Annotated in this window: 16 protein-coding genes and 1 pseudogene; 10 read left to right on the top strand and 7 right to left on the bottom strand. The window is 64.0% G+C overall.

The window, feature by feature from the left end; genetic code table 11:
* The first annotated feature begins 248 nt into the window (after nucleotides 1-248).
* The 5 genes and pseudogenes from IVB07_RS22275 to IVB07_RS22295 all read left to right on the top strand — a co-directional run bounded on the left by IVB07_RS22275 (nucleotide 249) and on the right by IVB07_RS22295 (nucleotide 3,543).
* A complete protein-coding gene (locus IVB07_RS22275) occupies nucleotides 249-983 on the top strand; it encodes an SDR family oxidoreductase (RefSeq protein WP_247766677.1) in 735 nt (244 codons plus the stop codon).
* Nucleotides 984-1,032: 49 nt separating this feature from the next.
* Nucleotides 1,033-1,785, top strand: coding sequence for a glucose 1-dehydrogenase (locus tag IVB07_RS22280; RefSeq protein WP_018459186.1), 753 nt, complete (start codon nucleotides 1,033-1,035; stop codon nucleotides 1,783-1,785).
* 32 nt (nucleotides 1,786-1,817) lie between these two features.
* Nucleotides 1,818-2,418, top strand: a pseudogene (locus tag IVB07_RS22285) (NAD(P)-binding domain-containing protein).
* A gap of 70 nt (nucleotides 2,419-2,488) precedes the next feature.
* Nucleotides 2,489-2,899: a nuclear transport factor 2 family protein gene (locus IVB07_RS22290; RefSeq protein ID WP_018459187.1), complete on the top strand. Its 411-nt coding sequence runs from the start codon at nucleotides 2,489-2,491 to the stop codon at nucleotides 2,897-2,899.
* An 11-nt stretch (nucleotides 2,900-2,910) separates the two neighbouring features.
* Complete coding sequence (locus tag IVB07_RS22295; RefSeq protein WP_247766679.1) at nucleotides 2,911-3,543, top strand: class I SAM-dependent methyltransferase; 633 nt, start codon at nucleotides 2,911-2,913, stop codon at nucleotides 3,541-3,543.
* Between the two features lie 140 nt (nucleotides 3,544-3,683).
* On the opposite strand, the gene IVB07_RS22300 is transcribed toward IVB07_RS22295, so the two are convergent.
* Entirely contained in the window at nucleotides 3,684-4,073 is a 390-nt protein-coding gene (locus tag IVB07_RS22300; protein ID WP_018459189.1) for a hypothetical protein, read from the bottom strand.
* 17 nt (nucleotides 4,074-4,090) lie between these two features.
* Nucleotides 4,091-5,689 carry a glutamine-hydrolyzing GMP synthase gene (gene guaA / locus IVB07_RS22305; protein WP_247363249.1) on the bottom strand — a complete coding sequence of 533 codons (1,599 nt, stop codon included), beginning with the start codon at nucleotides 5,687-5,689 and terminating at the stop codon, nucleotides 4,091-4,093.
* Between the two features lie 131 nt (nucleotides 5,690-5,820).
* Between guaA and IVB07_RS22310 the strand changes: the two genes are divergently transcribed.
* Nucleotides 5,821-6,192: a nuclear transport factor 2 family protein gene (locus tag IVB07_RS22310; RefSeq protein WP_018459191.1), complete on the top strand. Its 372-nt coding sequence runs from the start codon at nucleotides 5,821-5,823 to the stop codon at nucleotides 6,190-6,192.
* A gap of 41 nt (nucleotides 6,193-6,233) precedes the next feature.
* On the opposite strand, the gene IVB07_RS22315 is transcribed toward IVB07_RS22310, so the two are convergent.
* Nucleotides 6,234-6,686, bottom strand: coding sequence for a helix-turn-helix domain-containing protein (locus IVB07_RS22315; RefSeq protein ID WP_018459192.1), 453 nt, complete (start codon nucleotides 6,684-6,686; stop codon nucleotides 6,234-6,236).
* 182 nt (nucleotides 6,687-6,868) lie between these two features.
* Between IVB07_RS22315 and IVB07_RS22320 the strand changes: the two genes are divergently transcribed.
* The 3 genes from IVB07_RS22320 to IVB07_RS22330 all read left to right on the top strand — a co-directional run bounded on the left by IVB07_RS22320 (nucleotide 6,869) and on the right by IVB07_RS22330 (nucleotide 8,947).
* Nucleotides 6,869-8,053 (top strand): MFS transporter, encoded by a 1,185-nt coding sequence (locus tag IVB07_RS22320; RefSeq protein ID WP_245288535.1) that lies wholly within the window; start codon nucleotides 6,869-6,871, stop codon nucleotides 8,051-8,053.
* A gap of 92 nt (nucleotides 8,054-8,145) precedes the next feature.
* The gene (locus IVB07_RS22325; RefSeq protein ID WP_018459194.1) at nucleotides 8,146-8,478 is read left to right on the top strand and encodes a DHCW motif cupin fold protein; all 333 of its coding nucleotides are present in this window, start codon (nucleotides 8,146-8,148) and stop codon (nucleotides 8,476-8,478) included.
* Nucleotides 8,479-8,737: 259 nt separating this feature from the next.
* On the top strand, nucleotides 8,738-8,947 hold the full coding sequence (locus IVB07_RS22330; RefSeq protein WP_007592195.1) for a cold-shock protein: 210 nt from the start codon (nucleotides 8,738-8,740) through the stop codon (nucleotides 8,945-8,947).
* 133 nt (nucleotides 8,948-9,080) lie between these two features.
* Here the strand turns inward: IVB07_RS22330 and IVB07_RS22335 are convergent, their stop codons facing one another.
* Complete coding sequence (locus IVB07_RS22335) at nucleotides 9,081-10,379, bottom strand: RsmB/NOP family class I SAM-dependent RNA methyltransferase (protein WP_018459195.1); 1,299 nt, start codon at nucleotides 10,377-10,379, stop codon at nucleotides 9,081-9,083.
* Nucleotides 10,380-10,413: 34 nt separating this feature from the next.
* A complete protein-coding gene (locus IVB07_RS22340) occupies nucleotides 10,414-10,836 on the bottom strand; it encodes an MAPEG family protein (protein WP_026233755.1) in 423 nt (140 codons plus the stop codon).
* Between the two features lie 168 nt (nucleotides 10,837-11,004).
* Between IVB07_RS22340 and IVB07_RS22345 the strand changes: the two genes are divergently transcribed.
* On the top strand, nucleotides 11,005-11,664 hold the full coding sequence (locus tag IVB07_RS22345) for a hypothetical protein (protein WP_018459197.1): 660 nt from the start codon (nucleotides 11,005-11,007) through the stop codon (nucleotides 11,662-11,664).
* A 55-nt stretch (nucleotides 11,665-11,719) separates the two neighbouring features.
* On the opposite strand, the gene IVB07_RS22350 is transcribed toward IVB07_RS22345, so the two are convergent.
* Together IVB07_RS22350 and IVB07_RS22355 are read right to left on the bottom strand one after the other, a co-directional pair.
* Nucleotides 11,720-12,010 carry a hypothetical protein gene (locus tag IVB07_RS22350; protein WP_026233756.1) on the bottom strand — a complete coding sequence of 97 codons (291 nt, stop codon included), beginning with the start codon at nucleotides 12,008-12,010 and terminating at the stop codon, nucleotides 11,720-11,722.
* Nucleotides 12,011-12,160: 150 nt separating this feature from the next.
* Nucleotides 12,161-13,183 carry an NADP-dependent oxidoreductase gene (locus tag IVB07_RS22355; protein WP_085395926.1) on the bottom strand — a complete coding sequence of 341 codons (1,023 nt, stop codon included), beginning with the start codon at nucleotides 13,181-13,183 and terminating at the stop codon, nucleotides 12,161-12,163.
* Between the last annotated feature and the right edge of the window lie 30 nt (nucleotides 13,184-13,213).

The following is a 13,213-nucleotide window of genomic DNA, read 5'->3' on the forward strand; positions in this document are numbered from 1 at the left end:
CGCGGTGCGCCTTTCAAGCCGTATCTGATGCCTCCTACAGCAGTATGGGCGGTGATCATAGCCGGTTCCGGCCAGCAGGGCCCATTCTGAGCGACGGACACCGATCGTCGCCGTCGGCGTTAGTCGTCCGGCCGGATCGATTTCGCACCACCGATGTGCGCGCTTCCGCACTCAACGCCTAGGGCCGGCGGACCTATGTCGGGGTCCTCGGGGGCAGATGCTGCCCCGACACCACGACAGGAGACATTATGGGAAAGCTTGACGGCAAGGTTGCAGTCATCACGGGTGGCGCGACCGGCATCGGCCGCGCCGCGGCAAAGCGCTTCATCGAGGATGGCGCTTTCGTCTTCATCTTCGGCCGCCGACAGCAAGCCCTCGACGCTGCTGTCGCCGCCCTCGGGCCTAATGCACGCGCGGTGAAGGGCTCGGTCTCGGATGAGGCCGACCTCGACCGGCTCTACGCGGCGGTGAAGGCCGAGCGCGGAACCCTCGACATCGTCTTCGCCAATGCCGGCGCGGGAAGTCAGCTTGCGCTCGGCAAGATCACCGCCGCGCACATCGACGAAACCTTCGACACCAATGTGAAGGGTACGATTTTCACGGTGCAGAAGGCGCTGCCGCTGATGCGCCGGGGCGGTTCGATCATCCTGACGGGATCGAGCGCCGGCACCACGGGCGCCCCGGCCATGAGCGCCTACAGCGCGAGCAAGGCGGCCGTGCGCAACCTCGCGCGGACCTGGGCGGAGGACCTGAAAGGCAGCGGCATCCGGGTCAACGTGCTGTCGCCCGGAGCGACCGCGACCGAACTCGCGAAGGAAGCGCTGGGCGAAGAGGGACAGAAGGTGTTCGCCGCGATGACTCCGCTGCAGCGCATGGCCGATCCGGCGGAGATCGGGGCGATGGCTGCCTTTCTCGCCTCCTCGGACAGCAGCTTCATGACCGCCAGCGAAGTCGCCGTCGACGGCGGCCTGGCGCAACTCTGATCCCGGCGCGGTCCCGCGCCTGGCCCACACACAATGAAAGATAAACATCATGAAAAAACTAGAAGGCAAGATCGCCGTCATCACCGGCGGCAGCAGCGGCATTGGATTGGCCACGGCCAAGCGCTTCGTGGACGAAGGTGCGCACGTCGTGATCACCGGGCGACGCGAGAAAGAGCTGAAGGAGGCCGCAGCCTTCATCGAGAGAAACGTGACGACGGTCGTGAGCGACGTGTCGCGCCTGGAAGATCTGGAGCGGCTCTATGCCGTCGTGAAGGAGAAACATGGTCACATCGACATTCTCTTCGCGAACGCAGGCGCGGGGACAATCGCGCCGCTCGCGCTAGCGACCAAGGCCCATTTCGACCAGACCTTCGATGTGAACGTGAAGGGCCTGTTCTTTACGGTGCAGAAAGCCCTCCCCCTCTTTAAGGACGGCGGTTCGATCATCCTGAACTCTTCGGTGTCGAACGTGAAGGGGCTGCCGGGGTTCAGCGTCTACGCCGCGAGCAAGGCGGCGGTGCGCAGCTTCTCGCGCGCTTGGACGCTGGAGCTGAAGGACCGCAAAATCCGCGTCAATACGATGAGCCCCGGGCCAACGGAGACCCCCGCCCTGGAGACGACGACGGGCTTGACCCGCGAGCAAGCCGAGCAAGCGGCCAGCCAATTTGCTTCACAGGTCCCGATGGGTCGCAGGGGCAAGCCGGAGGAAATCGCGGCTGCCGTCACGTTCCTCGCCTCCGATGAAAGTTCTTACATCACCGGCGTGGATCTCGCCGTCGATGGCGGCATGGCCCAGGTCTGACCGCGCCATCGACACAAGTTCGGAGAAACATCATGAGCTACGCAATCATCGGCTTCGGCCCTATCGGCCAAGCCCTGGCCAGCGCGTTTGCCCGCAACGGCATCGAAGTCTCCGTTGCAACCACGCGCGACCCGGAAAGCTTTACATCCGCCGCGGCCGTGATCGGACCCTCGATCATTCCCAAAAAGCTGGCGGACGCCGTCAAGGCGGAGATCGTCTTTTTGGCGGTCCGTTTCGAGTCGCACCAGGATGTCGCGAAAGCGCTGCCCACCTGGCAGGGCAAGACGATCGTCGATGTGACCAACGCCTACGGCGTGCCGCCTGAGAAACTGGGGGGACAACCTTCGTCCAAGGCCCTCGCGCAAGCCTTCACCGGCGGTCGACTGGTCAAGGGCTTCAACCATTTGGGTGCTGCCGTCCTTGCCCAGGATCCGGCCGTCCATGGTGGCAGGAGAGTCGTCGTTCCTGGCGAGCGACGATGACGCTGCCGCAGCGGCGATTGGCACGCTTGCGGAAACTCTCGGCTTCGCGCCGATCAAGCTCGGCGGGCTTTCGGAAGGCGGGCTGCTTGTGCAGGCGCGCGGAAACAGCTGGGGCCATCTGATCTTCAAGGATTTGGTCAAGTTCGACTGATGAACACGAGGACACGAAGCATGCGATCGGATCGAGCGCGATCCGATCGGAGCGAAATGGAGAAATTCCCATGAGTATCGAGACAAACATCCAGACCGTGAAGGACTTCTTCGCCGCGATCGGCCGAGGCGACCGGGAAACTCTGCTGGCGCTGATCGCCGACGACATCGAGTGGATCATCCCCGGTGAGGACTGGCCGCTGGCCGGAACGCATCGCGGGCACGACGGGGTGGCGGATTTGCTCGAGACGGCATCCAAGTCGATCGAAACGTCCACCGAACCCCGCGAGTTCGTGGCGCAAGGAGACCGGGTCCTGGTCGTCGGATTCGCAAAGGGAAAGATCAAAGCCACGAACAAGACGTTTAGGGACGACTGGGTCTTCGCCATCACCGTTCGCAACGGCAAACTGACGAACATCCGGGAGTACGTCGACACGCAGGCACTGGCACGAGCCGCGCGCGTGTCGAATGCCCAAGCCTAAAGGAAATCCAGATGTACGACCAATCCAAGCTGTCCGAGTTGATCCGGTTCGCACGTATCGATGCGGGCGCCACCGTGATCGACGTTTACCCAGGCGACGGCGACTGGACCCGTCTCTTTTCCGACATCGTGGGAAGCGAAGGACGGGTTGACAGCTTCGTGCCGGCTGAAGTCGCCCACTTCAAGAACGATCCGGTCGGCCGCATGCGGACGCTTGCGAAGGAGCCGGGCCGAGAGAACGTCGAAGCCGTCTCGGCGGACCTCCTGGCGATGCCGCAGGCCACGCAGGCAGCGGATGTGCTGTGGCTGCACCTGTTCTACCACGATCTCCACACCGCGCTGATCCAGGCCCGGGGCGCGAGGGCGGCCGACTTCAATCGCGCTGTCTACGAGCGGCTGAAGCCCGGCGGGTGCTACGTCATCGTCGACCACGCCGCCGCGCTCGGGGCGGGCACGACCCAGGCCCAATCGCTGCATCGGATTGAGCCTGCATCCGTTCGCAAGGAGGTGGAGGCGGCCGGCTTCGTGCTGGACGCGGAAAGCACCCTGCTCGCGAACAAGGACGATCCGCACACGATCAAGGTGTTCGATCCCGCGATCAAGGGAAAGACCGATCGCTTCGCCTATCGGTTCGTGAAGCCGTGACAGAGATCGTAGGGCGGATTAGCGAAGCGTAATCTGCCATCTTGCGCGCGACTCGGCGAGAGAGGCCGGATTTGCGGCTAATCCGCCCTACGCATCCGCTGCAGGTCAATTTCGGTTCTTGAGCTTTCGATGCAACCGGATCACTTTTTAGTCCTGCCGTCAGATGGCAGCTCCGCCGACCCGCCGATTTTGTTCGAGACCACGTAGATGTCGACGCCGCTCATCGAGCATTCCTCGCTTGATGCTTGGCTTTTCGTGATGACCTCGATCGTCTTGCCATCCTTGGTGTGAAACGTGATGTCGTAAACCTGCTGGTAGAGGTCTTTGCCGATCTTTTCGGATGCGAGACGAACGGCCTTGGTCTGCGCCTCGATCACTGATGGGATATCAATCAGGCCGGCGTTCTTGAGGTGCACGAGGGCCATGTTATTGGGCCAACTCGCGCAGTCCGGAGACTTCGCCAGAGCCACCGCAGCCGGCATGGCAAATATTGCGGCCATCACCACTTTCAACGCGGCGCGCATCAGCATGCCTCGGTCTCTAAAAACTACTCCCACTCAATCGTCCCAGGCGGCTTGCTGGTCACGTCATACACCACCCGGTTCACGCCCTTCACCTCGTTGATGATGCGCGTCGCGGTCTCGCCCAAGAACTTCATGTCGAACTGGTAGAAGTCCGCGGTCATGCCGTCGGTGGAGGTGACGGCGCGCAGGCCGACGACGAAGTCGTAGGTGCGGCCGTCGCCCATGACGCCCACGGTCTTCACAGGAAGCAGCACGGCAAAGGCCTGCCAGATGTCGTCGTAGAGACCGTGCTTCCTGATCTGGTCGATGTAGACCGCGTCCGCCTTGCGCAGGATCTCGAGCTTGTCGCGGGTGATCTCGCCGGGGCAGCGGATGGCGAGACCGGGGCCCGGGAACGGGTGGCGGCCGACGAAGATTTCGGGCAGGCCGAGCTCGCGGCCGAGCTTGCGCACCTCGTCCTTGAACAGCTCGCGCAGGGGCTCGACCAGCTTCATGTTCATGCGCTCGGGGAGACCGCCGACATTGTGGTGCGACTTGATCGTCACCGACGGGCCGCCGGTGAAGGAGACGCTCTCGATCACGTCAGGATAGAGCGTGCCTTGCGCCAGGAAGTCAGCGCCGCCGATCTTCTTGGCCTCCGCCTCGAACACCTCGATGAAGAGGCGACCGATGGTCTTGCGCTTCACTTCCGGGTCGGTGACGCCTTCGAGCTCGCCCAAAAACTGCTTCGAGGCATCCACGTGCACGAGCGGGATGTTGTAGTGGTGGCGGAACAGGTCGACCACGGTCTTGGCTTCGTCAAGGCGCAGCATGCCGTGATCGACGAACACGCAGGTGAGCTGCTCGCCGATGGCTTCGTGGATCAGCACGGCCGCGACGGCGGAATCGACTCCGCCGGACAGGCCGCAGAGCACCCTGCCCTTGCCGACCTGGGTGCGGATCTTCGCGATCTCCTCCTCGCGGAAGGCGCGCATGGTCCAGTCGCCGGAAAGGCCCGCGATCTTGCGAACGAAATTGCGGATCAGTTTGGCGCCGTCGGGCGTGTGCACCACTTCCGGGTGGAACATCACGCCGTAATATTTGCGCGTCTCGTCCTGGATGATGGCGAACGGCGCGTTCGGCGAGGTGCCGGCCACCGAGAAGCCCGGCGGCATCTTGGTGATGCGGTCGCCATGGCTCATCCAGACCTGGTTCTTGCCGCCTGGTAACCAGACGTCCTCGAACAGCTTGCTCGGCGCCTTCACCTCGACATCGGCGCGGCCGAATTCGCGGTGATGGCCACCCTCGACAGTGCCGCCGAGCTGCTCTGCCATCGCCATCTGGCCGTAGCAGATGCCCATCACGGGCACGCCGGAATCGAAGATCGCTTGCGGCGCGCGGGGCGAGCCCGCCTCATGCACCGATTCAGGGCCGCCGGAGAGAATCACCGCCTTCGGCTTCATCTCGTTGAAGGCTTGTTCGGCCTTGTTGAACGGGACGATCTCGCAATAGACGCCGTCCTCGCGCACGCGACGCGCAATGAGCTGCGTCACCTGGCTGCCGAAGTCGACGATGAGAATCTTGTCATGCGCCGAGGCCACGGAGGGCGTCGACGCGGAGCGGTCGGTCTGTGCTGCTGTCATGGCAAGCAGATACGCGACGGGGGCTTTTCCCGCAACCGCGCGGGCCGCGCGCCCACATTCTTCTTTGGGGTATGGACAAATCGATATAGGTAAGTATTATTGACCTATATGGCCCGATCAGGGAGAACGCCATGCCAAACCATCATCAGCCGTCATCGCTTGCAGAGCTCGGCCGCACCTGGGTCGAGGCCTGGAACGCGCGCGACCTCGAACGCGTGCTCACGCTCTATGACGAGGACGCCGTGATGACCTCGGACCGCATCCCCATGTTGGGGTTCGATGAAAGCGGCACCGTGCGCGGCAAGGATGCGTTACGCGCCTATTGGGGCAAGGCGCTCGCGCTGTTGCCGAACCTGCATTTCTCGCTGATCGAATTGTTCGTCAGCCCTGATAGCGTGGTGGTGTTCTACGAGAACGAGCGGGGAAAGCGGATCTGCGAATATCTGCGGGTGAACGCGGCCGGAAAGATCGTGCAGGGATCGGCGAATCATCCGGTGCCCTGAGTCGCGCTTCTAGCTCGAGGACGCACCAAGGCCGACGCGAATCAGCGCTTGCGCAGACCGGCCTTTCTCACCCTGGTATCGGACCATGCCAGCGGACGGCCGGCCCGCGACGGAAGCACGAGCTTCCCGACCGGCTGGCCCGTCTCGTCCACCAGGTCCGAATGGACTTCGCCGCGCGCGTAGAGATTCGCTTCGCCCCATTGGCGCAAGCTGACCACGACTGGAAACAGCTCGCGCCCCCTCTTGGTCAGCGCATATTCCCGATAGGCGCTGCCGTCGGAGGCCGGAATCAGTTCGAGCACGCCAAGCTCCACCAGCCTGTGCAGCCGCGCAGTGAGCATGCCCTTGGCGATGCCGAGGTTCTTCTGGAAATCGCCAAATCGACGCAGCCCGTCGAAGGCATCGCGCACGATCAGAAGCGACCAAATGTCCCCAACTGCGTCCAGTGCACGCGCCACCGGGCAGTCAGCCTCGGCAAAACCGGTCCGCTTCATTCGCCGCCCTCCAAATTGGTCTTAAAATAGGACTGGACAGCGCGGTGTGCAACTGGTCTTATTTTAAGACTAGATAGAACGTGCCGGAGACGACAATGACAATCCACGATGCCGCCACAGCCGGACCGACCAACGCCGACGAAAAGGCCGACGACACCGCCGGGCGCGGGCTCTCGCGCGGGATGGCGATGCTGCTGGCGCTGACCTGCGGCCTGAGCGTCGCCAATATCTACTTCGCGCAGCCGCTGCTCGATGCCATGGCGCGCGATCTCGGCATCGACCCCGCCGCGATCGGGATGGTGGTGACCTTTACCCAGATCGGCTACGCGTTCGGCTTGATCCTAATCGTGCCGCTCGGCGACCTCTGGGATCGCCGCCGCCTGATCGTCGGCCAGACCGTGCTGTCGGCGATCGGCCTCGTCATCGTCGGCACGGCGGCGCATGCCGCCGTGCTGCTTGTGGGAATGGCGCTAGTCGGCATGCTCGCCGTCGTCGTCCAGGTCCTCGTCGCCTTTGCCGCGACGCTGGCCAGACCGGACGGGCGCGGCCGCGCGATCGGCACCGTCACGAGCGGCGTCGTCGCCGGCATCCTGCTGGCGCGGTTCGCCTCGGGCGCCCTGGCCGATTTCGGCGGCTGGCGAATGGTCTACCTGGTCTCGGCCGGCCTCATGCTGGCCATGGCGGCGCTGCTCCTGCGCGTGCTGCCGCGCGGCCGGCAGTCGGCGCTGGCCCGATCCTCTTATCTGTCGCTGTTGCGCTCAACCGCCTCGCTGTTTGTCGAGGAGCCGATACTGCGCGAGCGCGCGTTGTTTGCGTTTCTGATCTTCGCCAATCTCAACGTGTTCTGGACGTCGATCGTGCTGCCGCTCTCGGCGCCTCCCTTCGCGCTGTCGCATACCACGATCGGATTGCTCGGCGTCGCCGGGTTCGCCGGAGCGCTCGCGGCGCGCAATGCCGGGCGGCTTGCCGATCTCGGATGGGCCCAGCGGACCACCGGGCTGTCACTGCTGCTGATGCTGGGTGCCTGGGCTCCGATCGCCTGCCTGCAAAGCTCGCTCTGGCTGGTCGTCGCCGGCGTGATCGTGCTGGATCTGGGACTCCAGGCCGTGCACGTGACGAGCCAGAGCCTGATCATCGCCGTGCGGCCCGATGCGGCGAGCCGACTGGTGGGCGGTTACATGGTGTTCTACTCGGTCGGAAGCGCGATTGGCGCGATCGCGTCGACGATGGTGTACGCGATGGCCGGCTGGTCCGGCGTCTGCGTGCTCGGCGCGGGAATCAGTGCCGCCGCGCTGCTGGTCTGGGTCATCATCGCAAGCAGGATGCCGGTGACGGCAGATTGCGCGCTGATGCATGGGCAAAAATAAGGGCCGAAAACAATAAGAACTGTAAAAATGAGGACTACCGCGAAAGCATCCGATAGTAACGGCACTGCCGTCGCCGCCCCAGGATCACCATCATGAAGCTGCCCACCTCCCCCTTCACCGTCACCGACTGGAGCAAGGTCGAGCCGACCGTCCATCCCGGCGAGACCGGGCAAGCCCAGTGGCGCACGCTCGACATCGGCGATCTCCGGGTGCGGATGGTCGAATATTCGCCGGGCTATCTCGCCGACCATTGGTGCGACCGCGGCCACGTGCTGTACGTGCTGCAGGGCGAGCTCGACAGCGAGCTGCGCGACGGCCGCAAGTTCAAGCTCACGGCGGGGATGAGCTACCAGGTCTCGGATTTCGGCGATGCAGCGCACCGGTCCTCGACGGCGACGGGGGCGACGCTGTTTATCGTCGATTGAGGCGCCCCGGAAGGGTTAATTTGCACCGCAAAATAGCAAAATTCGGCGACATCCCGAGCGGCGGGTGGTGCCTTGAAGTGGCCCCAAAATCTCGCTATATTGTGATCATCGATACTTGGCCGAACGACTGGGCCGCTTCGCTTCGTTGCTGACGGGCGCGCACGCTTCAGATGATTTCTCCAACATCGACTGATCAGGACTATGGGCGCAATAGTGCGTACCGGTCCGCGTGTTAACTTCTTAAGCAAAGGAAATTCCCATGGCTATGGGCACCGTGAAGTGGTTCAACAATCAAAAGGGCTTTGGTTTCATTCAGCCGGATGACGGCGACAAGGACGTGTTCGTGCACATCAGCGCCGTCGAGCGCGCTGGCCTCTCGACCCTCAACGAAGGTCAGAAGGTCTCGTTCGACATCGTCGCCGATCGTCGCAGCGGCAAGTCCTCGGCTGACAATCTCCGCGTCGGCTAAAGCCCGCGCACCGTTCTGACCACGGACGTACCGGCAGAACGTCGAGTTAGAAAACCCCGCGACCGGGTTCCGGTTCGCGGGGTTCTTGTTTGGTGAGACAGGCGTCGCGTCATCCGCGATGTCGTGGGGTGGGCTATGCCTTCTTCAAGACCGAGACGAAGAACCCGTCCGTTCCCGTCCGCCGCGGTGTCATCAGCCAGCCTTCCGGCGATTGCAGCGCGGCTTGCGCAAACTCCTCGGCCTTGTCCCAGAGCACGCTCGCGGTCTGCTCGGGCGGCACCACAGCGAACTCGGGATGGCGGGCGGTGAACGCCCTCACCTGGTCGCCGTTCTCCTCTGAGAGCACCGAGCAGGTGATGTAGGCAATGCGGCCGCCGGCCTTGAGCAGCGGAACCGCGCGATCGAGCACCGCGGTCTGGTCCCGCAAGCGGATCTCCAGCGCGCCCGGACGCATGCGCCATTTGGCATCGGGATTGCGGCGCCAGGTTCCGGTTCCCGTGCAGGGCGCGTCGATCACGACGAGGTCGGCGGTCGCGCTGATCTCCGCCAGCGGATCGGCCTCGCCCTTGGGCGTGCGCACATCGGCATTGTGGACGCCGGCGCGCGATAGGCGTTCGTGAATGGGCGCAAGTTGCCGCTTGTCGCTGTCGGTCGCGATCAGCCGGCCCTTGCCCTGCATCATCGCGGCGAGCGCCAGCGTCTTGCCGCCGGCCCCCGCACAGAGATCGATCACCTGCTCGCCGGGTTTTGCCGCGGTCAAGGCAGCCGCAAGCTGTGACCCCTCATCCTGCACTTCAATGGCACCCTTGATAAAATCCTCTTCGGCCTGGATACCGGGGTTGCGCGCATCGGCCGAAAGCTCGATGCGCAGGCCGGTTGCGGACCAACGCGTCGGTTTCGCATGAAGGTGAGCAAGCGCCCCCAGCGTCTTGTCGCGATTGGATTTTAACGTGTTGACGCGCAGGTCGAGCGGCGCCCGGCTCGCCATCGCGGCCGCCTCCGCGACGCGTTCGTCGCCGAACGCTTTTGCCAAATACGGATCCAGCCATTCCGGATAGTCACCGGCGATCGCGGCCGGGGCACCTTCAAGCGACCGCGAGGCGAGCGCGGCCTGCTCGGGCTCGGTCAACGGCGCGGGGGCAAAGCGGCTGCCGTCGAACAGCGCGGCCATCGTCGCCGTATCCATGTTGCGCTCGAGGCGAAGCATGCCGATCAGCCGCGCACGCGCGGTATCCGAATCCATCAGGTAGGCGCTCGAGGCATAGCGGCGCAGCACGTCCCAGACGAGGCCGGCAATGGCGGCGCGGTCGCCGGATCCGGCGAAGCGGTGCGCGGTGCCCCACTCCTTCAGCGCCTTGGCCGCGGGCACGCGGTCCTTCTCGATGGTGTCGATCAGTTCGATGGCTGCGGACAGCCGGGCAGCGGGAGTCATTTGAATCTTTCAGATCAAATCCGACGGCTAACCGTCAGATCAACAAGAGCATCTTCAGTGCGAAGTAGATCCACATCGCGAGCAGCACGAGCACGCCGGCGAGCCAGATCGTGGAGCGGCGCCCGAGATTGTTGGAGGAGACGAAGATTCCGGCATGGACGAAGCGCGTCACCACGAACACCCAGGACATCAGCACGATGAAGAGATCGGCATGGCGCAACGGGAGCGCCAGCGCGATCAGGGCGTAGAACAGCACCGGCAATTCGAACTGGTTGCGGTAGCAATTGGCGATTTGTGTGGCGCCCTTGGGCCAGTTGGGCTCGCCGAGCGCAATGTCACGGCTCTTGGTCTCGCCGGAGACGAGCGCGCGCCGGCGTCCCAGCGCCATGGCGATCAGGAGCGCGAAGGTGAGACCGACCTGCACGAAGACCGGCAGCAAAACCATTTGAATGGACATCGGAATTTCCCGGGATTTCCCATCCGGCGGAGACCACAGCTAGCGTCCATTAGCGGTCACCGCTGGTCCTGACAATCAACGAGTTGAACCGGCGTTCCCGATGAGGCGACCCACTGTCGACAGTTAAAGCGATTTCCCCCTTTGGGGCGCGCAAGGCGAGAGACCGCCATGAACACCCTCTTCAGCCAGTTCGGCAGCCTGACCGGCGCTTTGACCGAGTCCGCCGACGGCCAGTTCGGCATCCTGATGTCGGCGCTGGCAGGCATCGCGACGGCGCTCGCGGTGGCGCTGGCAATGACGGTCTACTTCCGAATGAGCTATCGGACCTGGCGCGATGTCCTCAGGCATGGCCTCGCTGCGCTCGCCGCCCTCGCTCTGTTTGCGTTTGCCGCCTACGACATGCGCCATGCCGCGCTGGCCTATCTCGGCCTCAATCCCTCGAAACCCGCGGTCGAGTTCGAGATCCGCATGCCCAAGGAGACCTTGGCGGCGGCGTCCGACACCCAGATCGAGCTGCATACCGACCGCAACCAGACGCTGGCACTGGTCGAGGGCGTGCGGGAGCTCGGTGATGGCCGCTCCGTGCTGCGTGGCGCGGTACCGCTCAACCACCGCACTGCGGACCGCGTGCTGGTCGTGAACCTGCCCGGCAAGGGCACCTTCGAATTCCGCCTCCGCCTGCCGGCCGAGCCGCATCGCTCCGAACAGTCCGGCGCTCAGTTCGGCCCTCAGTTCGGCCCTTGGCACCTCGCCGACCGCATCGCCTCGCCGCTGGCAAGCCCGGTCGCCCCGCAAGACGCCTACACAATCCGCTATCGCGTGCTTTAAACTTTGTTCGATCGCCCCAAGATGGGCGGCGAGCATGAGCGCTGCCCATGGCTGCTCAAGCGACGCTTTTGAGATCCTGCTGGATCGCGGCAAGCAAGGACTGCAGCGCGTCGCTGTTCACCGGTTTGGCCCCGGTATTGGCGGGCAGAACATTGGCAGGCCGCGCGGCATTGACCGGGCGCTTGGGGAATGGCGGCGTGGGTGTGGGCATCGCGGATTGCGCGAACACGTCCTCGGTATGGACGAACTTGCCATGGATGACGTCGTCGCGACGGCCCATGACAAACATGGTCGCCCAATAACCGGCAGCCAGCAGGATTACGCAGAAAACAACAAGCTCTAACATCATCGCACCTGAAATATGCGCAATGATTCAATGCCTTCGCGAGCCCGTCAATGAACCGACGGTCACACCTGCGGCTTTTACGGGCGGGTGTGGCCGATCAGTCACTCTTTGTTAACCATACCCGGCCCCCGAGGGGGCGAGAGCGGCCGATCAAGCTTTGTCCGGCCCGACCCGCACCAGCTGCTTGCCGAAATTGGCCCCCTTGAGAAGCCCCATGAAGGCTTCGGGCGCGCTCTCCAGGCCCTCGGTGACGAACTCCTTGTACTTGACCTTGCCCTCGCGGACCCAGCCGGACATGTCGCGCAGGAAGTCGCCATGGCGGGAGGCGAAGTCGGAGACGATGAAGCCGCGGAAGGTCAGCCGCTTGGTCAGGGTCGCGCGCATCATGCTGGCGGCCCATTTCGGCGGCTTCGCTTCAGTGTCGTTGTAGTGGGCGATGAGGCCGCAGACGGGTACGCGCGCAAACGCATTGAGCAGCGGGAACACCGCCTCGAACACGGCGCCGCCGACATTCTCAAAATAGACGTCGATACCCTTCGGGCAGGCGTCCTTCAGCTTCGTCGCCAGATCGGGATCGCGGTGATCGATGCAGGCATCGAAGCCGAGCTCCTTCACGACGTAATCGCATTTGTCCTTGCCGCCTGCGATTCCAACCGCGCGTGCGCCCTTGATCTTCGCGATCTGTCCCACGGCCGAGCCGACCGCGCCGGAGGCGCCGGCGACGACGACGGTCTCGCCTTGCTGCGGCTTGCCGATATCGAGCAGGCCCGTGTAGGCGGTCATGCCGGGCATGCCCAGCACGCCGACGGCCGTCGAGATCGGCGCGAGCTTCGGGTCGATCTTGTTCAGCCCCTTGCCGTCGGAGATCGCGTGCGTCTGCCAGCCCGCGCGCGAGAGCACGATGTCACCCTTGGCAAAGTTTGGATTGTTGGAGGCTGCGACCTCGCAGACCGTACCGGCTTCCATCACACCACCGACGGGCACCGGCGTCGCGTAGGACGGACCGTCGCTCATGCGCCCGCGCATATAGGGATCGAGCGAGAGCCAGATCGTGCGCAGCAGGACTTCGCCTGCGGCAGGCGTAGGAACCGCGAATTCCTCGATGCGGAAATCGGACGGCTTTGGCTCCCCGACGGGACGCGCGGCGAGAACGATGCGTTTGCCTTGGGACATGATGGCTTCCTCCAAATTATACTTCGGCGT

The sequence above is a fragment of the Bradyrhizobium sp. 172 genome (assembly GCF_023101065.1).
Taxonomy (GTDB): domain Bacteria; phylum Pseudomonadota; class Alphaproteobacteria; order Rhizobiales; family Xanthobacteraceae; genus Bradyrhizobium; species Bradyrhizobium canariense_D.